Annotated in this window: 22 protein-coding genes; 7 read left to right on the top strand and 15 right to left on the bottom strand. The window is 34.6% G+C overall.

The features are described 5' to 3' along the window. The first annotated feature begins 127 nt into the window (after positions 1-127). The 3 genes from NO995_RS11845 (at position 128) to NO995_RS11855 (ending at position 2,334) form a co-directional block, all read left to right on the top strand. The gene (locus NO995_RS11845) at positions 128-919 is read left to right on the top strand and encodes a class I SAM-dependent methyltransferase (protein ID WP_258227703.1); all 792 of its coding nucleotides are present in this window, start codon (positions 128-130) and stop codon (positions 917-919) included. A gap of 51 nt (positions 920-970) precedes the next feature. Continuing rightward, positions 971-1,390 (top strand): (4Fe-4S)-binding protein, encoded by a 420-nt coding sequence (locus NO995_RS11850; protein ID WP_240574815.1) that lies wholly within the window; start codon positions 971-973, stop codon positions 1,388-1,390. Between the two features lie 143 nt (positions 1,391-1,533). Beyond that, the gene (locus tag NO995_RS11855) at positions 1,534-2,334 is read left to right on the top strand and encodes a bifunctional 2-polyprenyl-6-hydroxyphenol methylase/3-demethylubiquinol 3-O-methyltransferase UbiG (RefSeq protein WP_258227704.1); all 801 of its coding nucleotides are present in this window, start codon (positions 1,534-1,536) and stop codon (positions 2,332-2,334) included. Here NO995_RS11855 and msrA read toward each other — a convergent pair. The 3 genes from msrA to NO995_RS11870 form a co-directional block, all read right to left on the bottom strand. Beyond that, a complete protein-coding gene (gene msrA, locus NO995_RS11860; RefSeq protein WP_258227705.1) occupies positions 2,331-2,987 on the bottom strand; it encodes a peptide-methionine (S)-S-oxide reductase MsrA in 657 nt (218 codons plus the stop codon). The two genes, NO995_RS11855 and msrA, sit on opposite strands and share 4 nt — an antisense overlap. A gap of 122 nt (positions 2,988-3,109) precedes the next feature. After that, positions 3,110-3,892, bottom strand: a complete 783-nt coding sequence (locus NO995_RS11865) for a zinc ribbon domain-containing protein (protein WP_240574822.1) — start codon at positions 3,890-3,892, stop codon at positions 3,110-3,112. A 3-nt stretch (positions 3,893-3,895) separates the two neighbouring features. Next, positions 3,896-4,990, bottom strand: coding sequence for a Nif3-like dinuclear metal center hexameric protein (locus NO995_RS11870; RefSeq protein ID WP_258227706.1), 1,095 nt, complete (start codon positions 4,988-4,990; stop codon positions 3,896-3,898). Between the two features lie 142 nt (positions 4,991-5,132). Between NO995_RS11870 and lpxK the strand changes: the two genes are divergently transcribed. Beyond that, a complete protein-coding gene (gene lpxK, locus NO995_RS11875; RefSeq protein ID WP_258227707.1) occupies positions 5,133-6,140 on the top strand; it encodes a tetraacyldisaccharide 4'-kinase in 1,008 nt (335 codons plus the stop codon). Here the strand turns inward: lpxK and NO995_RS11880 are convergent. The 7 genes from NO995_RS11880 to NO995_RS11910 are packed head-to-tail and all read right to left on the bottom strand — an operon-like array spanning position 6,137 to position 13,453. Continuing rightward, entirely contained in the window at positions 6,137-8,374 is a 2,238-nt protein-coding gene (locus NO995_RS11880; protein WP_258227708.1) for an ATP-binding protein, read from the bottom strand. The two genes, lpxK and NO995_RS11880, sit on opposite strands and share 4 nt — an antisense overlap. 32 nt (positions 8,375-8,406) lie before the next feature. Continuing rightward, positions 8,407-9,417: a type I glyceraldehyde-3-phosphate dehydrogenase gene (gene gap, locus NO995_RS11885; protein ID WP_258227709.1), complete on the bottom strand. Its 1,011-nt coding sequence runs from the start codon at positions 9,415-9,417 to the stop codon at positions 8,407-8,409. A 3-nt stretch (positions 9,418-9,420) separates the two neighbouring features. Continuing rightward, a complete protein-coding gene (gene lipA, locus NO995_RS11890; RefSeq protein WP_258227710.1) occupies positions 9,421-10,299 on the bottom strand; it encodes a lipoyl synthase in 879 nt (292 codons plus the stop codon). Positions 10,300-10,346: 47 nt separating this feature from the next. Beyond that, positions 10,347-11,591 (bottom strand): NRAMP family divalent metal transporter, encoded by a 1,245-nt coding sequence (locus NO995_RS11895; protein WP_258227711.1) that lies wholly within the window; start codon positions 11,589-11,591, stop codon positions 10,347-10,349. Between the two features lie 3 nt (positions 11,592-11,594). Further along, a complete protein-coding gene (locus NO995_RS11900; RefSeq protein ID WP_258227712.1) occupies positions 11,595-12,140 on the bottom strand; it encodes an RNA polymerase sigma factor in 546 nt (181 codons plus the stop codon). Next, positions 12,131-13,243, bottom strand: a complete 1,113-nt coding sequence (locus NO995_RS11905) for a glycosyltransferase (protein WP_258227713.1) — start codon at positions 13,241-13,243, stop codon at positions 12,131-12,133. The genes NO995_RS11900 and NO995_RS11905 overlap by 10 nt, the downstream gene beginning before the upstream one ends. Before the next feature lie 6 nt (positions 13,244-13,249). Next, a complete protein-coding gene (locus NO995_RS11910; RefSeq protein WP_240574847.1) occupies positions 13,250-13,453 on the bottom strand; it encodes a membrane or secreted protein in 204 nt (67 codons plus the stop codon). A 149-nt stretch (positions 13,454-13,602) separates the two neighbouring features. Here NO995_RS11910 and aqpZ point away from each other — a divergent pair, with 149 nt between their 5' ends. After that, positions 13,603-14,328, top strand: coding sequence for an aquaporin Z (gene aqpZ / locus NO995_RS11915; RefSeq protein WP_240574849.1), 726 nt, complete (start codon positions 13,603-13,605; stop codon positions 14,326-14,328). 86 nt (positions 14,329-14,414) lie between these two features. Here the strand turns inward: aqpZ and NO995_RS11920 are convergent, their stop codons facing one another. From NO995_RS11920 to NO995_RS11935, 4 genes are all read right to left on the bottom strand, one after another. After that, the gene (locus tag NO995_RS11920) at positions 14,415-15,203 is read right to left on the bottom strand and encodes an anti-sigma factor (RefSeq protein ID WP_240574851.1); all 789 of its coding nucleotides are present in this window, start codon (positions 15,201-15,203) and stop codon (positions 14,415-14,417) included. A gap of 11 nt (positions 15,204-15,214) precedes the next feature. After that, positions 15,215-15,745 (bottom strand): RNA polymerase sigma factor, encoded by a 531-nt coding sequence (locus tag NO995_RS11925; RefSeq protein WP_240574862.1) that lies wholly within the window; start codon positions 15,743-15,745, stop codon positions 15,215-15,217. A 66-nt stretch (positions 15,746-15,811) separates the two neighbouring features. Further along, entirely contained in the window at positions 15,812-16,825 is a 1,014-nt protein-coding gene (gene murB, locus NO995_RS11930; RefSeq protein WP_258227714.1) for a UDP-N-acetylmuramate dehydrogenase, read from the bottom strand. Beyond that, positions 16,825-18,015, bottom strand: coding sequence for a pyridoxal phosphate-dependent aminotransferase (locus NO995_RS11935; protein WP_258227715.1), 1,191 nt, complete (start codon positions 18,013-18,015; stop codon positions 16,825-16,827). The genes murB and NO995_RS11935 overlap by 1 nt, the downstream gene beginning before the upstream one ends. A gap of 165 nt (positions 18,016-18,180) precedes the next feature. On the opposite strand from NO995_RS11935, the gene NO995_RS11940 reads away from it, so the two are divergent. Continuing rightward, complete coding sequence (locus NO995_RS11940; protein WP_258227716.1) at positions 18,181-19,479, top strand: PDZ domain-containing protein; 1,299 nt, start codon at positions 18,181-18,183, stop codon at positions 19,477-19,479. 47 nt (positions 19,480-19,526) lie between these two features. On the opposite strand, the gene NO995_RS11945 is transcribed toward NO995_RS11940, so the two are convergent. After that, entirely contained in the window at positions 19,527-19,952 is a 426-nt protein-coding gene (locus NO995_RS11945; protein WP_240574867.1) for a DUF1573 domain-containing protein, read from the bottom strand. A gap of 311 nt (positions 19,953-20,263) precedes the next feature. Here NO995_RS11945 and NO995_RS11950 point away from each other — a divergent pair, with 311 nt between their 5' ends. Next, entirely contained in the window at positions 20,264-22,900 is a 2,637-nt protein-coding gene (locus NO995_RS11950) for a valine--tRNA ligase (protein WP_258227717.1), read from the top strand. Positions 22,901-22,930 lie beyond the last annotated feature (30 nt).

Genomic DNA, 22,930 nt, shown 5'->3' on the forward strand with positions numbered 1-22,930 from the left:
TCCTAAAGTTAGGAATAAAGTTGTTAACCTACTCTAATTTCAACTTCTAAATTTTGTATATTTAATGAAATGTATTAATTATTAGTGGCTTTGGTGATGGGTGGATAAATTCGAAAGTTTTATAACAATGGAAATTAATGATGTATGGAAAGCAGGAGACCCGTATGAATACTTTATGGGAAGATGGAGTTCATTAATGGCTCCAAAGTTTCTTAAATGGCTAAATGCAGGTTTGGGAAAAAACTGGCTTGATGTTGGTTGTGGAACAGGTGCCTTAAGTGAGTCTATTGAACAACATTGTAAGCCAATGAGTTTAAGTTGCATTGATCAGTCAGAGGGTTTTATTGAACAAGTGAAACAGAGAATTTTAATTACCGGTCAATTTAGAGTTGGAAGTGTTGAGAATTTACCGTTTAAAAATGAAAGTTTCGAGGTGGTAGTTTCTGGTCTTGCCTTGAATTTTTTTCAGAATTTAGAAAAAGCACTATCTGAATTAAAAAGAGTTTCTAGACCTAATGGTGTTATTGCGGCTTATGTTTGGGATTATTCCGATAGGATGGATTTCTTGAGGTATTTTTGGGATGCAGCTTATCAAATTGATTCAAAATCAAAAGTATTCGATGAGGGATTACGATTTCCAATTTGTAATTCAGAGAACTTGATTAAAGCATTCGAAAAGGCCAATCTAAAAAATATTGAATCGACTAAACTTGATATAGAAACAAATTTTAAAAATTTTGATGATTATTGGAATCCATTTTTAGGAGGACAAGGTCCAGCGCCAAGTTATTTAGCTTCTTTGGATAGTGAGCATAAGGAAGCTTTAAAAAGCAATCTTCAAGAAAGACTAAAATCTGAATCTGGTGGTTTTGTGAAGCTGTTAGCAAGAGCCATAGCTATTAAGGGAAAGTTTAAGTGAAATTTATTAATAGCTTCCGATATTTTAATTTATAACTTAATAGATAACATCATGGATAAGACAAAAGAATATACAAATGGAGAAGTGACGATTGTCTGGAAACCTGAAAAATGTATCCACTCAGGCATTTGTGCTAAAGGTTTACCTCAGGTTTTTCAACCTATGGTTCGCCCATGGATTAATATTGATGGTGCTAAAACGGAAATATTGGTAGATCAGGTTAAAGCTTGTCCGTCGGGAGCTTTGAGTTATTATATGAACAACAAAAAAGATAAAACCTCTGAAGTTTTAGAAGCTCATGTTGAGGTTTTAGAAAATGGTCCGTTATTAGTTTATGGCACGCTTCATATTAGTCATAAAGATGGAAGTCAGGAAGTGAAAAATAAAACCACGGCATTTTGTAGGTGTGGACATTCTCATAACAAACCTTTTTGTGATGGATCGCACGCTAAGGAGAATTTTAAAGGCTAAAAGAAAAAGCGCTTCAACTGTTTAATTGAAGCGCTTTAAATATATAGAGACGCATACGCGGAATATTAAATCTATATTTCCTTAAGCTGATTTATAATATATACGTTATAAAGATGCTTTTGGATGTTAATGGTGGTTAAAAGATGAATAAAAATTCGGAATATTTTGAAGTCAATAAAAAGACATGGAATGATAAGGTTAAGATTCATGTAGAAAGTGAAATGTATAACCTTGAGGCTTTTATAACAGGTAAGACTTCTTTAAATTCTTATGAGCAGTTGGCTTTAGGAAATGTTCGTGGAAAATCTTTATTGCATTTGCAATGTCATTTTGGGCAAGATACCTTGAGTTGGAGTAGAGAGGGAGCTATTTGCGTTGGTGTGGATTTAAGTAATGAAGGCATTAAAATGGCGAAAGGTCTTAATGACGAATTGGGTTTAGATGCTAAATTTGTTTGTTGTAATGTACTAGATGTCCCCGATTATATTTCAGAAACATTCGATATTGTTTTTACAAGTTATGGTGTTATTGGCTGGTTGCCGGATTTAAAACCTTGGGGTAAAATTATAGCCAATCGTTTAAGGTCAGGAGGTGTTTTTTATATGGTTGAATTTCATCCTATTGTTTGGATGTTCGATTATTTAGAAGGTAAGCCAGTTATGAAGTATGGCTATATGCAGGACGAAGTGATTTATGAGGAATATGAAGGTACTTATGCGGACACCAAATCGAAAATAGTAAGTAAGGAATATGGTTGGAATCATGGTTTAGGTGAAGTAGTTACAGCATTAACAGAAGCAGGTTTAAGAATAGAATATTTACGGGAGCATGATGAAAGTCCGTATGATGTTTTGCCAGATTTAGTAAAAACCGAATCTGGTAATTATGTAACTAAAGACCGTTTGTATCCTTTAATTTTTGAAATAAAGGCGACAAAACCTTAATGATTTTCTTTGAGTAATTCTGGGAATTTAGCTTTAAACCGATTTAACCTCGGAATAGAAACATTGCGTACATAAGGATTGTTGGGATGCAGGCGTTCGTAATTTTGATGATAATCTTCAGCTTTCCAGAATTTTTGAAACGGATATACCTCGGCTGCGATTTTAGCATTTAGTTTTTTTGCTAATACTTCTTTTTTCTTCAGAATGATAGCCTTCTGTTCTTCATTCTGATAAAAAATAATAGAACGGTATTGCGAGCCAATATCATTACCTTGTCCGTTAACCTGAGTCACATTTTGCGAACCAAAATAAACATCAACTAAAGTTGAAAAACTTACTATGTTAGGGTCATAAATCACTTCAACCGATTCGGCATGCCCTGTTTTTCCCGTATTACTGGCTTCGTAAGTAGGGTTTTTAGTATGACCTCCGGAATACCCGCTAATCACTTCATCTACACCTTTAATACTTTCATAAATAGCTTCAACACACCAAAAGCAGCCACTGGCAAAGTAAGCGCGAGCTTTTCCATTTTTTAATGGGACTTCTACTGGATTTGAGTTTATTACCGCTTCCTGAGCTTTTGAGTTTTGGGCTGTATTCTGACAACTTATAATTAGGGTAAGGGTGAAGGTGAAAATAAGATGTTTCATTGGTTTCGAGTTGTTGCGTTTTAAGATTTAGACGTTACAATTTTAAAAACCTTAATAATTTGAAATAAAAAAGCCTTTACTCAAAATTGGTAAAGGCTTTTAAATATTTAGTTAGAAAGTTATTAGCTTATTTTAGCGAATAATTTTTCCATTTTTTCTTTTTGTTCTTCAGCTAACTGTGCATCAACTAAGATACGTCCACTGTGCTCATCAGTAATGATTTTTTTACGAGCCGCAATCTCAACCTGAATTTGAGGTGGAATTGTGAAGAAAGATCCTCCTGAAGCACCTCTTTCAATTGGTACAACAGCTAAACCATTTTTCACGTTTTGACGAATTCTGGTGTATGCAGAAACTAAACGCTCTTCAATTTCGTTTTTGTAATCTTCAGATTTTTGAATTAAAGCTTTTTCTTCTTTTTCAGTTTCAGCTAAAATATCGTTTAACTCGCTTTTCTTGTGTTTAAGGTGCGTTTCACGCTCTTTTAAACGCTCTTTAGTTTCAGCGATAACTTCTTTTTTCTGTTCAATTTGAGCTTTAAATTCTTTAATGTGCTTTTCAGCTAATTGAATTTCTAATTCCTGGAATTCAACCTCTTTAGTTAAAGAATTATATTCTCTGTTATTTCTAACATTTTTTTGTTGCTCGGTGTACTTTTTAATTAAAGCTTTAGCTTCTTCAATAAGATTCTTTCTAGATGCGATGTCGTTGTCAATAACTTCTAAACTAGAAACTAATTTTTCTAATCTGATGTTAAGACCTGCAACTTCATCTTCTAAATCACGAACTTCTAAAGGAAGTTCTCCACGAACATTTCTAATTTCATCTATACGTGAATCGATGAGTTGTAAATCGTATAAAGCTCTTAAGCGCTCTTCAACAGTTACTTCTTTATTTTTAGCCATACTTTAAAAATACTTAACAGGATTGGTATTTGTCTTTGATAAAATGATTGCAAAATTAGTAATTTTTTTTGTAAGATGTGCTACTAAACCGTTTTTTGTGAACTGCTCACTTTCATAATGTCCAATATCGGTTAGTAGGATGCTGTTTTCAGCCGTAAAAAAGTCGTGATATTTTAAATCGGCTGTGATAAATGCGTCAGCACCAGCGGCTTTAGCAGCATCAATAGCAAAACTTCCGGAGCCACCAAGTACCGCAACTTTTTTAATATTTTTATTTAAAAAGGCAGAATGACGAATACATTCGGTATTCATTTTGTCTTTTACATAGGTCAGGAAGTTTTTTTCATCCATAGATTCTTGCAATTCGCCCACCATTCCTATACCTATATGCTGATTTTTATTTTCAATACTAACCACTTCAAAAGCCACTTCTTCGTAAGAATGGGTGTCGAACAATGTTTTTAGAATTTGAGATTCTAAATGTTTTGGAAAGGTGACTGTAATTTTTGTTTCAAATTCTGTATATGTGACACCGCGTTCTCCAATAGTAGGATTGGCATTTTTATTAGCATTAAACGTACCATAACCTTCCACATTAAAGCTACAATTATTATAATTACCAATAGTTCCGGCACCAGCATTGAATAAAGCCTCTCTAAGTTGCTCGGCTTCATTTTTAGGAACATAGGTAGTTAGTTTTTTTATGGTTTGTGGTTGAGGAATTAAAACCTGCTTATTGCTTAATTTGAGCTGATTACAAATCATGTCGTTAACACCATGAAACGCATTGTCTAGGGCTGTGTGCATGGTGTAAATGGCGATATCGTGTTTTATGGCTTTAAGAACAACGCGTTCTACATATGTTTTTCCTGTTATTTTTTTAAGTCCTTTAAAGATGATAGGGTGGAAGCTGACTATTAAGTTGCAGTTGTTTTCGATTGCCTCATCTACAACAGTTTCTAAAGTATCAAGGGTTACTAACACGCCTGTTAATTTCGCTCTTTTATCACCAACAAGAAGGCCTACATTATCAAAATCTTCGGCGTAAGCCAAAGGCGCTAAGGTCTCCAAGTGGTCAATAACATCTTGAATTATCATGAAATTATTTTGTTTATACCAAAGATAAAATTTTAAGTCATTTAGAGACAATATTTATTAAGTTTTAGAAAACCTAAAGATTCTTTAGTGAGATGAAAAATGCTTATATTGCCACGTTAAAATGAAATTAGATTGGGGCCTGATGAAGTTAATTAGAAAAATAGTCTTTCCGTTTGTACCTGTATATTATTTAATTACCTATTTGAGAAATGTATTGTATGATCGTGGTTTGAAAACATCATCATCTTACGACTTTCCGGTTATTTGTGTAGGTAATCTTAGTGTTGGAGGAACAGGCAAAACTCCTATGATTGAGTATTTGATTAACTTATTGAAAGACGACCATCTGGTAGCCACATTAAGCCGAGGTTATAAACGAAAAACAGAAGGGTTTCAGTTAGGAGATGAACAATCAATAGTGGAAACTCTGGGAGATGAGCCTTTTCAATTTTACAATAAGTTTGGAAACGATATTTTGGTGGCGGTAGATGCCGATCGTAGAAATGGTATAAAGCAATTACGAGTTTTAGATAAAACCCCAAATGTTATTTTATTAGATGATGCTTATCAGCACCGAAAAGTAAAAGCAGGGTTTAATATTTTACTTTCTGCTTATAGTAATATTTATACTAAAGACTGGATGTTACCAACCGGAAATTTACGAGAACCCAGAAGTGGAGCAAAACGTGCCAATGTTATTGTGATAACAAAATGTCCAGACGATTTAAGTGAATCCAGAAAACAACATATTATTAAGGCAATTAAGCCTGAATCGTATCAGGAAGTATTTTTTAGTTCGATTGAATACGATACCAATGTGTATTCATCTCATGAAACAAAATCTTTAGAGACATTTGGAGATTTTACTTTGGTAACTGGGATTGCCAATGCGAATACTTTGGTGAAATATTTAAAAGAAAAAGGAAAACATTTTGATCATTTAAATTTTGATGATCATCATAATTTTACTGATCAGGAAATTTTATTACTAAGTACAAAATCGACGCTCTTAACCACAGAAAAAGATTTTATGCGTCTAAAACAATACGATGTGCTTAAAAACAGATTATACTATCTCCCAATAAAAACAAAGATTGACAGACCGGAAGTTTTTAATAAACTTGTTTTAGATTTTGTTAACGCTAATTAAGCGGTTTCAGATCTTCCTTTTTTAGATGCTAAAGCATTGTAAAGTTTTTTCTCAAACTCTTCCTGCTTAAATGGTTTAGGAATAATATCGGTAAATCCGGCTTCCTCAAACTCATGCATTTTATCTTCAATGGTTACAGCTGTAAGTGCAAAAATAGTAAGTTCCTTATCAAAGGTTCTCACAATTTTAGTGGCTTCTATACCACTAATGCCCGGCATATGGATATCCATTAAAATGATGTCGTATTTATTGGTTTTAATCTTATCAACCGCAGCTTCACCGTTGTCAACTATCTCACAATTTAGCTTCATTTTAGTTAAGATTTTCTTGGTAATCATCTGGTTGATTTTGTTGTCTTCAACCACAAGAACCTTAACGTTTTCTAAGTCTAAATCGTCTGGATTTCCACTAAAGTAAGTGGTTTTGTTGTCTAAGTTTTCTTCGGTCGCCGTATATTCTAATGGAATTTCGAAGTAGAAAGTTGTTCCTTTTCCAAGTTCACTTTTTACATAAATTTTTCCTTTAAGAATATCAATTAAACCTTTAACAATAGATAAACCTAATCCGGTACCTCCGTACTTACGATTAATTTGTATCGAACCTTGTGAGAAACTTTCAAACATATGGTCTTGTTTCTCCTGACTAATACCAATACCGTTATCTTCTACTTCAAAGCGAAGGGTGTAGATTTTATCCTTTTCTTCAATTTTATAAATTCTAATCCATATGTCGCCGTCTTTGGTAAACTTAATTGAGTTACCAATAAGGTTAATAAGGATTTGAGATATTTTAATTTGATCGGCAATAAAGTTTTCCCCAAGCGTCGTGTCGTATTCCAGATGAATTTTAACATTATTGTCCTGAGCAGAATTGTTTAAAGCCAGGATAATATTGTTGATTTTTTTCTTAAGGTTGAATGGCTCTGGTTCAATATCAACTTTATTAGCTTCAATTTTATTAATCTGAAGAATATCATTAATAAAGGTTAAAAGGTAATCTCCTGAGAATTTTAAAGATTTTAAATGCTGAATTTGTTCCGGTTTCGGGTTTTCTTCCAGCAACATATTACTTAAACCAGTTACAGCATAAAGCGGTGTTCTTAACTCGTGTGTTACGGTTGAAAGGAAGTTTGCTTTAGTTTTCGATGCTAATTCAGCTTTTTCTTTAGCAATAATAAGTTCTCCATTTTTTTTGTGAAGCATATTATTGGTCTTTAACCTGATGTTGTTGTTTTTGTATAACGACAGTGTCAATAACGATAAAATGGTAATTAAGGCCACACTTAAAATCGAGATTAAGGTTCCTAAATTTTTATCGTCTTCAGCTTTTTCCTTATCTTCAGATAATTTGGCGTTTTCCTGTAAAGCAAAATCTAATTTGGCTTGAGTCTCCTGTGCTTTAGAATAGTTAGCACGTTTAATGCCTGCTAAAGAATCTGAAATTTCAATGTGGTATTTTAAATTTTCTCTTGAAGCCCTAAAGTCTTCAAGTTCATTGTAGATATCGCTGGTAATTAAATAGCCTTTATCTAAAATGCTTAAAAAACCTTCCTGTTTGGCTATGGCTACACCTTCGTTTGCAAGCGTTAGCGCTTTTTCGTTATTCTTAAGTTTATTGTAAACAATGGCGTGATAAACTAAATCTTCACTTTGTATTTTAAGTAAATCATTTTTTCTGGCCAATGCTAAAGATTGCTCAATAACATCGCGGGCTCTGTTGTAATTTTTTAAAAGTAAGTAGGTTTTACCTTCCGCAAGAAGCACATCGGCTAAATCGGCATGTAATTCTTCTTCTTCAAATTTAGATTTTGCTGCTCTGTAAGAATCTAGAGCCTGATAGTACATTTTTTTTGCAGCATAAACATCACCAAATATCTTATAGGATTTACCAAGATTGATATTGTCGTTTATGGTACGCTGTATTTCAACAGCTTTGTTTAATGAATTTATAGCCTGTTCAAACTCTTCAACATACAATTGAAGTTTTCCTTTTAGGGCATAGATTATGGCTATATTTTCTTTGTTATTGGTGTTTTCTGCAATTTTAAGAGCTGAATCCAGGTTTTTTTGAGCTTCATAATAGCTGAAGTTCTCTAGATTTTTTTGAGCATTTTCAATATGATAATTGATTTCATTTTGAATTAACTCTGGATCATCATTGGCAGAATTCTGCGATGAAACACACATGCTAAAGAGCAATAGTAGTAGGACTATGTAACTTTTTATTTGAAGCATTTTAGATATGTTTACCGACAAATATAAATAATTTATCGATAAAACGCACTTTTTTTCGATAAATTACATATTAAGTCAATTATTCTTTGTGAATAACCACTCTCATTATCGTACCATCCAATAATTTTTACCATCTTACCAATAACGGAGGTCATCCCTGAATCAAATATACAAGAATGTGTGTTACCAACAATGTCAATTGAGACAATTGGGTCTTCGGTATATTCTAAAATACCTTTGTAATTCCCTAAAGCCGCTTCTTTAAAGGCATTGTTAACCTCTTCAATACTAACAGTTTTTTTTACGTTAAAGGTAATATCGGTTAATGAACCGTTAATAACAGGAACGCGAATACCACAACCACCAATAACATCAGACAGTTCTGGGAATATTTTGGTTAACGCTTTGGCAGCGCCTGTTGTTGTTGGTACGATAGATTGTCCAGCAGCACGTGAACGTCTTAAATCACGGTGCGGCTGGTCGTGTAAACTCTGGTCTGTAGTGTAGGAGTGTACTGTGGTAATATAGGCCTGGTCAATGCCACAAAGTTTATTAATGATATCAATCATTGGAGCAGCATTATTCGTGGTGCAAGAGGCATTAGAAATAATGGTCTCGCTACCATCAATACTATCGTCATTAACCCCTAAAACAATAGTTTTTATATGATCATCTAAAGGAGGAACACTTAAAACCACATGTTTTGCACCATTGTTAATATGATGCTGTAGTTCCTTTTCCGTTTTAAACTTACCGGTAGATTCAACAACAAAATCGACATTAAAGGGTGTCCAGTCAATATCTTTAGGATGTTTATGGTTTAAAAGTGCAATCTTTTTTCCGTTAACAATAAAGTTATTTTCTTCAAATGAAACTGTTCCGTTAAAACCACCATGTACACTGTCATATTTAAGTAGGTGACTTAGAGTTTTAACATCAGCCAAATCGTTAATAGCAACCACCTGAACGTTTTCATAATTTTGTAATAATCTGAAAACGCGTCTGCCTATTCTACCAAATCCATTGATAGCTATGTTAATCATACCTTAGTTAATATGTTTTTGAGCTCTGTAAGAAGAACGTACTAGTGCACTACTTTCAACGTGACGGAAACCTAATTCTTTTCCAATCTCTTCGTATTCTTTAAACTGGTCTGGCGTAATAAACTGCTGAACCGGTAAATGTTTTTTACTTGGTTGAAGATATTGACCAATAGTTACTACATCGACATCGTTGGCTTTTAAATCGTGAAGCGTTTCAATAACTTCCTCACGTGTTTCACCTAAACCTAACATGATCCCCGATTTTGTACGACGTTGTCCTTGTTGTTTTAAATATTTTAAAACGCCCATACTACGGTCGTATTGTGCCTGAATACGTACTTCACGCGTTAAACGACGTACGGTTTCAATGTTGTGGGATACCACTTCCGGAGCTACATCAATAATTCTGTCGATGTGTTGCTCGATACCTTGAAAATCAGGAATAAGGGTTTCTAAAGTGGTTTCTGGGTTCATTCGGCGAACAGCCTTAACGGTTTCGGCCCACATAATGCTTCCCATATCTTTTAAATCGTCGCGATCAACACTGGTTAAAACCGCGTGTTTAATGTTCATGATTTTTATAGAACGCGCTACTTTTTCTGGCTCATCCCAGTCTACCGTTTCTGGTCTCCCGGTTTTTACACCACAGAAACCACAAGAACGTGTACAAACATTACCTAAAATCATAAAGGTAGCAGTACCTTCTCCCCAGCATTCACCCATATTCGGGCAACTTCCCGAAGTACAAATAGTATTCAATTTATACTTATCAACAAGTCCTCGTAATTCGGTGTATTTTTTTCCAGTTGGAAGTTTAACGCGTAACCATTTCGGTTTTGGTTTTCTTTCCGGTAATATATTTGAAGTGCTTTCTGTATTCATATTGAAAAATAAAGCACAAAGATACAAAGTATTCTTTTAAAATGAGGCTATAATGTGGTTAGATACCAAATGCTGAAGCTTATAAGAAAGATGATTCCCAGCCAACTTAAAACATGTAATTTTTTAGAAGGTCGCCAGGGATCTGGTGTGTGTTTACTGGAAATTAAAATATAATTGATAATCGCAAAAAAAGGAGCAGTTATGAACGAAAGAATAGTTGCCAGTTGGATAAGTATGCCCATTTCTGAAGCTAAAAAGAAAAAAATATAAATAGATCCAATGGTTAATAGGCTAATCCAAAAGGTGTAGTTTAATTTGGTTTCTTTTTTAAAAAGAAGTTGTGTCGCCTTAGCCATGGCTCTTGGTGAGGCATCAAGCGTGGTTAATGTGGTGCTAAACATGGTTGTAAATGCAGCAACTCCAATAATTACATAAGCCCAATTGCCTAAATTTTTAGTATACATACTAATAAGTTGTCCTGAAAATACACTTGCCGACGGACTAAAACTTTCACCACTTTTGTACATGACTAAAGTACCTAAGAGTAAAAAGCCAATGCCAATAATTATTGTGCTTAAATAGCCGATGTTGAAGTCGAAAAGTGATTTTTCCGGTGTGTATTGTTTAGTGTCTTCGTTTTTCTGAACTGCCCAGAGGGATTGCCAAACTGATACGTCTAAAGGAGCAGGCATCCATCCCATAAAGGCAATAAGAAAGGTTATGTCTAAACTGTTGTTAGGGATAATTTGAGCAAAGGAAACAGGTTGTTGTGTGTTGGAAAGTGCAATGAAAACTGCAGCAAAAGTACTGATGGTTAAAGTAATTACAATAACTTTCATTAATCTGTCTAACAGTTTGTATTTACCAATAGTAAGTAGCGTAACACAAATTAATAGAATGACTAACGTCCAGATTTCGGTACTGGAAATTATTTTATCTCCAATGCTGAAACTTCCAAAATTTCCAAACAAATTAGCTGCCAATCCTGCGGTAACAATGGTTACTGCAGCTTGGATGGTGAACATGGTGGCAAGATTAAGAATGTAATAAATAGTCAAAACACCTTTGCCTAGCTTTTTGTAACCATCTAATAAGCTTTCACCGGTAGCGGTTGCGTAGCGTGGTCCGAACTGAAAAAATGGATATTTACATAGGTTGACTAACAATAAAGCCCAAAGTAGTCCCATGCCAAAATCGGCCCCAGCTCGGGTAGATTGTACTAAATGAGAAACGCCTATTGCTGCACCGGCAAATAATAATCCAGGACCTAGATTTTTAAGCTTCGAAATCATTTTTTATTTCGACTGAATAATTTCAGCCAATAGCTTTTTCGCCCGAAGTAGTTTCACTTTTACGTTGTTTATAGGTTCTTTAAGCTGAACGGAAATTTCCTTGTAGCTTAATTCCTGAAAGTAACGCATGTTAATAATTTCCTGATAATGAGGTTTCAGTTTTTTTATGTCACGAAGTAGTTTAGCTAAATGCTGATCTGTAATGAGTTTATCTTCAGGAGTAGGGGACTCATCTAAAATTTGATACACCGATTTGTCGTCATTCGACATAACTTGTGAAATGGAATTTTTTTCCTTCCGAAGTAAATCGATGTGAATATTTTTAGAAATGGTAATGAGCCAGGTCTTGAATTTGTAATTGTCATCAAAGGTTTCAATGCGATCGAAAGCTCGTGAAAATGTCTGAATGGTAATATCTTCGGCATCATTTTCATTTTGAATACGCTTTAGTTGAAAACCATAAACATCATCCCAAAAGGTATCTAATAAAAAATTAAATGCTTTTTGGTCGTTTTCCTTAGCACGTGCAATGGCTTCCTTTATTTCCAATGGTTAGGTTTTGATGTAAGATTTTTTATAAAGATAGCTAATTGCACACTAATTAAAAAGATTTCTAACAAAGGAAGTAGTACTAAAAGATCGCTTTCATTTAGTTTTTTTGCTGAAGATCCGTAAACAGCATATTGAACGATAAACCGGAAAACAATTAATCCAACAACAAATGGCCACATGTAAGTCGTTATTGAAAGAGCAATAGCTAAGATCCAGAATAAAACCTGACAAAAGTATAACAGAGCTAAGCTTAACTTATGGTTTAATTTATAGTGTTTTGCCGTTGAAATATGACGACGTTTTTGTCTAATCCAAGCGCTCCATTTCGTTTTTGATGTAGATTCTGTAAAGCTATCAGCTGAAAAGCAAATCGCTGTATTGCTTTTTGTCGCTACTTGATTTACGAATAGATCATCATCGCCTGAGCGCACTTTCATGTGTTTAATAAATCCGTTGGCTTTAAAAAACTCCTTTTTTGTGTAGGCAAGATTTCTACCTACTCCCATATATGGATTCCCGAGTTTGGCAAACGAAAAGTAATTAACGGCCGTTACTAAGGTTTCGAAGCGGATGAGTTTGTTTAAAAATGAATTTTTAATCTTGCTGTAAGCACCATATCCTAGAACAATACTTTTTCTATCAGAGAAATGGGAAGTCATTTCCTGAATCCAGTATTTAGAAAGCACTTTGCAATCGGCGTCGGTAAACAGTAGATATTCGTGACTTGATGCTTTAATGCCCAAGGTTAATGCATATTTTTTATTTCCCCAGAAGGCTTCGTTGTTTTTTACATCAACAATTTTAATGTTGCTATACTGACTTTTGAAATCTTCCATAACGTCAAGCGTATCATCACTGGAAGCATCATTAATCAAAACAATTTCGAATTCAGGATAATTTTGTGAAATGATAGAAGGCAGAAACGTTTTTAAATTTTCAGCTTCATTTTTAGCACAAACAATTACCGAAACGGGAAGGTTTTGAGTAGTTTTTTTTTTAGGTTTTAAATAGGCGAATTTGCCAAAAACAACTAAATATATAATAACTTGAATAACAACTACAACAGCAAATGTGTAGAACACAAAATCAAGTATACTCATATAAAATTATGAGTGTTGAGGTTCGTTACAAGTATCAAATTGATCAGGCGTTTTTCCGCAAAAACCACAAGCCTGCCCATCTTTATTTAACATTGGGTTTTGGCTGGCACATGTTCCGGCAAATTTACCGTCTTTTTTAGCCCAAATTTTAATGGCTATACCTGCGACACCTAATCCTAGCAATGCTAATGTTAATAATACAAGTTTCATGTGAAAATATTTTATGCAAAGATAATGCTTTTTGAATAGAATTGGAATAGACGATTAAAAGATAGTGTGTCTTCAAATTTAAATTTTGGACTACATGGCGTTGTAAAAATTCTTATCTTTAGGTAGTTAACCTTTAAATTATTTAATTCATGAAAAAATTATTTGCAGAATTTTTTGGAACATTTTGGCTTGTTTTCGGAGGATGCGGTAGTGCAATTTTTGCATCACAAATAGCTCCGGCCGACTCTGGTCAGGTAGGCATACTTTTAGTAGGTGTGGCTTTAGCATTTGGTCTAACGGTTTTAACAATGGCTTATGCGGTAGGTCATATTTCTGGTGGACATTTTAATCCGGCAGTCACACTTGGTTTGTTATCAGGAGGTAGGCATTCTGCAAAAGAAGCTGTTCCTTATATTGTATCGCAGTGTATAGGAGCTATTGCAGCGGCTGCAGCAATATATTTTATAAATGGAGGAACAGGGGGAGATGCTCCGGGAGCATTTGCAACTAATTTTTACGATCATGCCGTTTATTTTGGTAAAAGTTATAGTATGGGAGCTGCGTTTTTAACAGAGTTTTTATTAACCATGTTTTTCTTAATTATCATAATGGGCACAACCGATAAATTTGCTAATGGCAAATTTGCGGGTATAGCCATAGGTTTGGCATTAACTTTAATTCATTTAATTTCTATTCCTATAACAAACACCTCTGTAAATCCTGCTCGTTCGTTATCACAGGCTGTATTTGTCGGGGGAGATGCCTTAGCGCAGTTGTGGTTATTTTGGGTAGCGCCTATTTTAGGAGCTATAGTGGGAGGTTTAATTTATAAAAATCTTTTGGAAAGCCCAGAAAAGGAAGAATTGGATAGCTAAATTAGATAAGAATACAAATAAAAAAAAGCCTAATTAATTAACTTAGTTAGGCTTTTTTTTATGTTATAAATAGTGGAACTATTAATCTATTGTAAATCTATTTCTGCAACCGAATTATCTAGAGAGGCTGTTGTGTTCCCTCCTTTAGGCTCTATGGTAATATTTAATCCCAGAGCGTTTTCGGTATAGGGTATTTTTCTAAGTTGTCTGTCGGTTTCATTTAAAATGCCTAAGCTTACCATTTTGTCTTGTAACTCTGCCCAGATTTGATAGCATTGTTCTTCGGGTAGCTGAGGTAACGAAACCACATCAATCATCGATGTTTTATCTTTTGGATTGATATAAGCAACTGTTTTTAAGTTTTTAGCACGATTGTTACCCTGCATAATGTATTTATAAGTTTCAGGGTCGTTAAGCTGTTTAAATTGCTGCATTAAATCGTCTAACCTTTTGTTGTTCATTTGAATATCGTTTCGTAAGTCGAAAATTTCGTCAACAACAACCTGATTTTCATGATTTAATTTTTTATTCTGGTTATAGAAAATATACGAGGTACCTGCAAACAGTAAGGCAGCAACACTGGCAGCAATACTGTATTTGTACCAAGATTTGTAATTTCTAGTAGGTTTCATCGCCACAACAGGTGTGTCGTCAAGTTCATCTAAAATGCTGTTTAAGATGCTTACAGGGGCTTCTACAGCATGACTTTTGGCTACAATTTCTAAGTTGTTTTGTAGCTCGTTGTATGCATTTTCAACTTCTGGATATTTCGAAATATAGGTTTCAACCATTTCTGTTTCGGCAACAGTAGTTTCACCTAAAAGATATTTTTCTAATAGGCCAGAATTTAAAAAAGTAGTTATTTTCGCATTCATGACTTTTTAAGTTAAGGATTATAAATCTTTTTCAATTCTCGTAATCCAATTTTTAATCTCGATTTTATAGTACCCAGCGGAATATCTAATTCCTCACTGGCTTCTTGCTGCGTCATGCCCTCAAAAAAGAGTGCATTTAATACGATCTGATATTTTTCATCTAAACTACTTAGATGTTTTTTTATATCTAAAACATCCTGATTTAACTCTGATGCTGATAACTTATATACGTATGTGGCTTCTATTTGGACTTCGTTTCCATCTTTATTTTTTAAAGATCGAACTTTGTCAATGGCTGTGTTATAGGCAATTCGATATAACCAGGTAAAAAGCTTGGCCTTACTGGCATCGTATTTTTTTGAATAGCGCCATATTTTTACAAAGCTTTCCTGAAGCACATCCTGGGCAGTATCATCGTCTGATATTATTTTTTTAATAACACCAAATAAAGAATCTGCATAGTTCTCATATAGAAGGGATATGGCTTTCTTATCGCCACGTTCCAGCAGATTAACAATTTCTTTTTCTATAGATGATATCAACTTTTTAGGTTTTAAAGTGAATAATTTGGGGGCAAATTACCGCCAAAGGTAGAAATTTCTTTTGTATTAAATAATGTTTACTTCAGCTTCTATGTTAATATTAAATAGACGGTTAACTGTGTCTTGTATTAGTTTAGATAGTTTTAATATGTCTTCGCCTTTAGCATTTCCGTAGTTTACCAGAACTAATGCCTGATTTTTATGTACGCCGTAATCGCCAAAACGTTTTCCTTTAAATCCTGATTTTTCAATAAGCCAGCCGGCAGGTACTTTTACTTCGGTGTCTGAAACCGGATAGCTAGGTATGTCTTCAAAATTAGCAAGGAGTTTTTCAAATAATGCTTTTGAAATAACCGGGTTTTTAAAGAAACTTCCACTATTTCCAATCTCTTTCGGATTTGGTAATTTACTTTCCCGAATTGCAATAACGGCTTTTGAAATATCCTGAATAGTAGGGTTACTTACGTTCATAGTGTCTAATTGTGAAGCTATTGTGCCGTAATTGATATGTAATTTGTGATCTTTTTTGCTAAGTTTAAAAGTTACACAGGTAATTATATATTTTCCTTTGGCGTCCTGTTTGAAAATAGAGTTTCTATACCCGAAATCACATTCAGCGTTTGAAAAGTTAGCGAATGAACCATCTTCTATAGCTATAGTTTCGCAGGAATGAAAAACATCTTTAAGCTCAACCCCGTATGCGCCAATATTCTGAATAGGTGCCGTGCCTACATTACCAGGAATTAACGACAGGTTCTCAACACCTCCATAATGGTTGTTAATGCACCATAATACAAATTCGTGCCAGTTTTCACCAGCATAGGCTTTAATGTAAACCTCCTGCTCATTTTCATTTACAACTTCAATACCTTTTAGGTTTACATGTATAACAAGAGCATTAACATCTTTTGTTAGCAACATATTACTTCCGCCACCAAGAATTAATTTATTCGGGTAATCGTTAAGTGATAAAACGGATTTTAGCTCTTCAACAGAGTTTACTGAAACAAAATAATCTGCTTGAACGTCAATACCAAAGGTATTAAAAGGCTTTAATGATATGTTTTTTTGAATATACACTAGTCTTTATAAACTTTTAAGGCTTCTTTAATTATGTTAACGGCTTTTATTAAGCTTTCTCTATTAAGTACGTATGCAATCCTTACTTGGTTTAGACCTAAGCCCGGAGTTGAATAAAATCCGCCTGCAGGAGCAATCATAACGGTTTCGCCGTTGATGTCGAAATGCTCTAAAAGCCATTGAGCAAAATTGTCTGAATTTTTTATAGGTAACTCAACAATGCAGTAAAATGCGCCTTTTGGAGAGCCTACTTTTACACCTTCAATTTGTTGTAATTCTTTAATTAAAGTGTCGCGTCTGTCTACATATTCGGCAATCACATCGTCAAAATAACTTTGAGGTGTATCTAAGGCAGCTTCACTGGCTATTTGCGCAAAGGTTGGCGGACTTAAACGTGCCTGAGCATATTTTAGTACGGTTTGTAAAACGGTGGTGTTTCTTGAAACCAGACAACCAACGCGCGCACCACACATACTGTAGCGCTTAGAAACAGAATCAATCACAATAGTGTGCTCATCCATGTCTTCTAATTGTAAAATGGAGTAGTGGGTTTCACCATCGTATACAAATTCACGGTACACTTCATCGGCAATTAAAAACAAATCGTGCTTTTTTGCCAAATCGGCTAATTGTTGAATTTCTTCCTTCGAGTATAAATATCCCGTAGGGTTCCCCGGATTACAAATTAAAATCGATTTGGTTTTCGGGGTAATTAGTTTTTCAAAAGTTTCAATAGATGGTAACGCAAAGTTATCATCAATATCGCATATAGCAGGAACTACGTTTACACCTGTCGCAGTTGAAAAGGCAATATAGTTGGCATAAAAAGGTTCAGAGATAATTACTTCATCTCCCGGATCCATAATACTGCTGAATAAAAATAATAAGGCCTCGCTGGCACCTGTAGTTACCACAATATCTTTAGGGTCTACTGTAATATCATGCTTTTTATAGTAGGCGGCTAATTTGGTTCTGTATGTTTCAGATCCTTCAGATCTTGAATACGAAAGAATTTCAACCGTATTATCTTTTACAGCCTGTAAGGCGACTTCAGGAGTTTTAATATCTGGTTGACCAATATTTAAGTGGTAAATATGTTTGCCGTCCTTTTTTGCTTGCTCAGCAAAAGGGACTAATTTACGAATAGGAGACTCGGGCATTAATCGCCCTTTTTTTGAAATAGTTGGCATTATTTTTTTGTTGCGAAGCGCAAAGTTGAGAAAATTATATTAAAGTTTTTTTAAAAATCTGGCTAAAATAAGTATTGTGTTTCAAAGATTTGTAAATTGAATAGTCAATTATTCGAATTAATTCTCATGAAAAAATATGTATTTTTTAGCGTATGCCTTTTTTTCTTGAGTTTTCATAATTTTTCTCAAAATAGGTTCGTTGTTCGTAATAAAACACAGTCTGATAAAGTCAAATTTAAACTCATTAACAATTTAATTATTGTTCCTGTTGAGATAAATGGGGTGGGTTTATCGTTCCTGTTAGACACAGGTGTTACAAAGCCTATTCTGTTTAATTTCTTGAATGTTTCAGATTCTTTGAAAATTAAGCACACCGATACAATTTATTTACGAGGGTTAGGTGAAGGGGAGCAGATAATGGCGCACCGATCGATAAATAATGTGTTTAAAATTGGTGATGCTGTTAAACTTAATCAGGATTTATATGCTATTTATGATGCGAATTTAAATCTGGCGCCCAAACTAGGTGTCCCTGTTCATGGTATAATTGGGTTTGATTTACTAAAAGATTTGGTCGTTGAGGTTAATTATTCGAAGCAATTTTTGCGGCTTACAAATCCTGAAGAGTATCGTTACAAGACATGCAGGAAGTGTGAAGAGTTTAATCTTGAATTTTACAATAATAAGCCTTATATGAATGCGGTTGTCGATTTACATGAGAAATCAATTCCTGTGAAATTATTGATTGATTCAGGAGGAAGTGATGCCTTATGGTTATTTGAAGATGAAGAACGTGGGGTTGATTCAGGAGATTATTTTTTTTATGATTTTTTGGGACATGGATTGAGTGGGAGCGTGTATGGTAAAAGGTCTAAAATAGAAGCCTTACATTTAAATAGGTTTGTTTTACAAAAGCCAAATGTTGCTTATCCAGATTCGTTATTTATTGCACATGCGAAGCAACATCGGGAACGAGCTGGAAGCATTTCCGGGAACGTATTAATGCGATTTGATGTGGTTTTTGATTATGGAAACGCGAAGATTGTATTAAAGAAAAATGGTAATTTTAATGATGACTTTAGGTACAATAAGAGTGGCATCGAATTAGCTCATGACGGTGTAAGACTGGTTCGTGAATCCAGTAGTCGTGTCAACTTGGATAAAGATAAAGAGGGGAACAATAATCTGGATGGGAAGCAAATTTATTTGGAACCAACTTTTAAATTGGTCTTAAAGCCGGTATATGCTATTGTTGAACTTCGTGAAAATTCTCCAGCAGCTATTGCAGGGGTACAGATTAACGATATTGTATTATCGGTTAATGGAAAACCGGCACACCACTTTACGCTTCAAAAAATTATGGAAATGTTTTATGAAGATGCCGGTAAGCATATTCGTTTAAAGGTAGAGCGTAACGGAGTAGATTTAGCGTTTAATTTTGTTTTAAAAAATCCTTTGGAATAAAAAAAGGCAGCGATTTCGCTGCCTTAAGTATGTTGAATTTTATTTTATTATTGCTGTACGATACTTTTTTTCTTTTCAAGCATAGTATCTGCCGATTTTGTATCTACAACCTCGCCTTTAATTTTTAAAGCTACTGTTGGTGTGTCTGCATTAGAAATTACAGTAATTGTTTTTCTAATTGGGTTAACACGGTTTGTATCGTATTTGACTTCAATAACCCCAGTTTTTCCAGGTAAAATTGGTTCGTCTGGTTTTTTAGGAATCGTACATCCACAGCTTGAAGATACTTTCGAAATGATAAGCGGTGCATCACCTGTGTTTGTGAATTCGAATTCGCGTACACCATTAGATCCTTTTTCAATCGTTCCGTAATCAATAGTTTCAGATTTGAATTCTATCTTCGCTTTTTTATCCTGCGCATTAACCGATAAACTAATTAATCCGATGAATAAGATTGTTAATAACTGTTTCATGGTTTATTATTTTTTAATTGTTTTATGTTCTTGTTTTACATGTTATTAATAGAGAAATTAAGTTTCATTTCATGCTCAACTTCTCTAAAAACTAAATCAAACATACTCACTTTTTAATCATTCTACAAAATTTTTAGATGTATTACATCAATGTTTGTCTGTAATTACAATTAAAAGTACGTAATACTTTTCATTAATTTTTTCTAATTCTGTTAAAATAAGTACTTCTGTTTCTTACTGCTAATATAGTTTTCACAGAAAAAGAAATATGAGTACTTTTGCACTTCAATATTCAAAAACTATTCCAAAGTATGCAAATACCATCAAAATATGAAGCCAGTCAGGTAGAAAGTAAGTGGTATGACTACTGGATGAAACACAACTATTTTCATTCAGAGCCAGACGAAAGAGAACCTTACACCATTGTAATTCCTCCTCCAAACGTAACTGGGGTTTTACATATGGGGCACATGTTAAACAATACTATCCAGGATGTTTTAATACGTCGAGCGCGTTTACAAGGTAAAAATGCGTGTTGGGTACCGGGTACCGACCATGCGTCTATTGCTACCGAGGCTAAAGTTGTAGCGAAATTAAAAGAGCAGGGTATTGATAAAAACGATTTATCTCGCGATGAATTTTTAAAGCATGCCTGGGATTGGACCCACGAATATGGCGGTGTAATTCTTGAGCAGCTTAAAAAATTAGGATGTTCTTGTGATTGGGACAGAACTAAGTTTACGATGGACGACGATATGTCTGAAGCCGTAATAAAAGTGTTTGTTGACTTGTACAACAAAGGGATGATTTACCGTGGTTATCGCATGGTAAACTGGGATCCCGAAGCAAAGACAACATTGTCTGATGAAGAGGTAATCTACGAAGAAAAGCAAGGAAATCTTTATTACCTAAACTATAAAATTGAAGGAAGTGATGATGTGCTGACTATTGCAACTACACGTCCTGAAACTATTTTTGGTGATACTGCTATTTGTATCAATCCAACCGATGAGCGTTTTACACATTTAAAAGGTAAAAAGGCCATTGTACCTATTTGTGGTCGTGTCATTCCAATTATTGAGGATGAGTATGTAGATGTGGAATTTGGTACCGGATGTTTAAAAGTGACGCCGGCACACGATGAAAACGATAAGGTTTTAGGCGATAAGCACAATCTTGAAGTGGTTGATATCTTTAATGAAGACGCTTCTTTAAATAGTTACGGATTGCATTACGAAGGTCAAGATCGTTTTGCAGTGCGTAAAGCGATTGCTAAGGAATTGGAAGAAAGTGGTGTTTTAATTAAAACTGAAACACATGTAAATAAAGTAGGAACATCAGAACGTACCAAAGCGGTTATCGAGCCTCGTTTAAGCGATCAGTGGTTCTTAAAAATGGAAGAATTGGTAAAACCTGCTATCGAAGCGGTTTTAGGTGAAGATAACGAGATTCAATTATTCCCGAAGAAGTTCGAGAATACCTATCGCCACTGGATGGAAAACATCCGCGATTGGAATATTTCACGTCAGTTATTGTGGGGGCAACAAATTCCTGCGTACTACTATGGTGATGGAAAAGAAGATTTTGTAGTTGCTGAAACTATGGAAGACGCTTTAAAATTAGCTATTGATAAAACAGGTAATGCCGATTTAAAAGCTGAAGATTTACGTCAGGAAACCGATGCTTTGGATACTTGGTTCTCATCTTGGTTATGGCCAATGAGCGTGTTCGATGGTATTCGCAATCCAGAAAACGAGGACATAAAATACTATTACCCAACAAATGATTTAGTAACTGGTCCGGATATTTTATTCTTCTGGGTTGCCAGAATGATTATTGCCGGATACGAGTATAAAGGGGAAAGACCATTTAACAATGTATACTTAACCGGGCTTGTACGCGATAAGCAACGTCGTAAAATGAGTAAATCGTTAGGAAACTCACCAGATGCTTTAAAATTAATTGAAGAGTACAGTGCCGATGGTGTTCGTGTGGGATTATTGTTAAGTAGTGCTGCAGGTAACGATTTATTATTCGACGAGGCTCTATGTCAGCAAGGAAAAGGTTTCGGAAACAAAATATGGAATGCTTACCGTTTAATTGATGGTTGGCAAATCGATGAAACTATTCCACAACCAGAATCTAGCAAAATTGCTTTAGACTGGTACGCGTCTAAATTCCAAAAAGCCCTAACTGAAATTGAAGATCACTTTAGTAAATACCGTTTAAGCGATGCGTTGATGGCGATTTATAAATTGATTATGGATGATTTCTCAGGATGGTTATTGGAAATCGTGAAGCCTGCGTATCAAAAACCTGTTGATGCCGCAACTTATAAAGGATTAATCGCTGCGTTTGAAGATAACTTAAAAATTCTTCATCCGTTTATGCCGTTCTTAACAGAAGATATCTGGCATTATATTGCTGAGCGTACTCCGGAAGAAGCTTTAATTGTTTCAAAATGGCCGGAAGCAAAACCAGTAAATGAAGCCTTGATTGGTGAATTCGATTTTGCTTCAGAAGTAGTTTCAGGAATCAGAAATATTAGAAAAGAAAAGAATATTGCGTTTAAAGATGCCATTGGTTTTTCAGTAATTAATAACGGAAACACGAGCACAACCTTCGATTCCATCATTCAAAAGTTAGGAAACCTTGAAGCTATTGAATACGTGAATGAAGCTGTTGAAGGCGCTTTAACATTCCGTGTAAAATCGAATGAATACTTTGTGCCAATGGCAGGAAGCATTGATGTTGAAGCTGAAATTAAAAAGTTAACTGAAGAGTTGAATTATACAGAAGGTTTCTTAAAATCGGTTCAAAAGAAATTATCTAACGAGCGTTTCGTAAATGGTGCGCCAGAACAGGTTATTGCTAACGAGCGTAAAAAGGAAGCCGATGCTCTGGCTAAAATTGAAACGATTAAATCGAGTTTAGCCAGTTTAAGCTAAAAATAGAGATTTTAAAATATTGAAAAAGGC

Source organism: Aestuariibaculum sp. M13, from assembly GCF_024723255.1.
Classification (GTDB): Bacteria; Bacteroidota; Bacteroidia; order Flavobacteriales; family Flavobacteriaceae; genus Aestuariibaculum; species Aestuariibaculum lutulentum.

Coding starts and splice junctions, on each gene's coding strand:
- NO995_RS11845 (WP_258227703.1), top strand. CDS start 128: ATGGAAATTAATGATGTATGGAAAGCAGGAGACCCGTATGAATACTTT.
- NO995_RS11850 (WP_240574815.1), top strand. CDS start 971: ATGGATAAGACAAAAGAATATACAAATGGAGAAGTGACGATTGTCTGG.
- NO995_RS11855 (WP_258227704.1), top strand. CDS start 1,534: ATGAATAAAAATTCGGAATATTTTGAAGTCAATAAAAAGACATGGAAT.
- msrA (WP_258227705.1), bottom strand. CDS start 2,987: ATGAAACATCTTATTTTCACCTTCACCCTTACCCTAATTATAAGTTGT.
- NO995_RS11865 (WP_240574822.1), bottom strand. CDS start 3,892: ATGGCTAAAAATAAAGAAGTAACTGTTGAAGAGCGCTTAAGAGCTTTA.
- NO995_RS11870 (WP_258227706.1), bottom strand. CDS start 4,990: ATGATAATTCAAGATGTTATTGACCACTTGGAGACCTTAGCGCCTTTG.
- lpxK (WP_258227707.1), top strand. CDS start 5,133: ATGAAGTTAATTAGAAAAATAGTCTTTCCGTTTGTACCTGTATATTAT.
- NO995_RS11880 (WP_258227708.1), bottom strand. CDS start 8,374: ATGCTTCAAATAAAAAGTTACATAGTCCTACTACTATTGCTCTTTAGC.
- gap (WP_258227709.1), bottom strand. CDS start 9,417: ATGATTAACATAGCTATCAATGGATTTGGTAGAATAGGCAGACGCGTT.
- lipA (WP_258227710.1), bottom strand. CDS start 10,299: ATGAATACAGAAAGCACTTCAAATATATTACCGGAAAGAAAACCAAAA.
- NO995_RS11895 (WP_258227711.1), bottom strand. CDS start 11,591: ATGATTTCGAAGCTTAAAAATCTAGGTCCTGGATTATTATTTGCCGGT.
- NO995_RS11905 (WP_258227713.1), bottom strand. CDS start 13,243: ATGAGTATACTTGATTTTGTGTTCTACACATTTGCTGTTGTAGTTGTT.
- NO995_RS11910 (WP_240574847.1), bottom strand. CDS start 13,453: ATGAAACTTGTATTATTAACATTAGCATTGCTAGGATTAGGTGTCGCA.
- aqpZ (WP_240574849.1), top strand. CDS start 13,603: ATGAAAAAATTATTTGCAGAATTTTTTGGAACATTTTGGCTTGTTTTC.
- NO995_RS11920 (WP_240574851.1), bottom strand. CDS start 15,203: ATGAATGCGAAAATAACTACTTTTTTAAATTCTGGCCTATTAGAAAAA.
- NO995_RS11935 (WP_258227715.1), bottom strand. CDS start 18,015: ATGCCAACTATTTCAAAAAAAGGGCGATTAATGCCCGAGTCTCCTATT.
- NO995_RS11945 (WP_240574867.1), bottom strand. CDS start 19,952: ATGAAACAGTTATTAACAATCTTATTCATCGGATTAATTAGTTTATCG.
- NO995_RS11950 (WP_258227717.1), top strand. CDS start 20,264: ATGCAAATACCATCAAAATATGAAGCCAGTCAGGTAGAAAGTAAGTGG.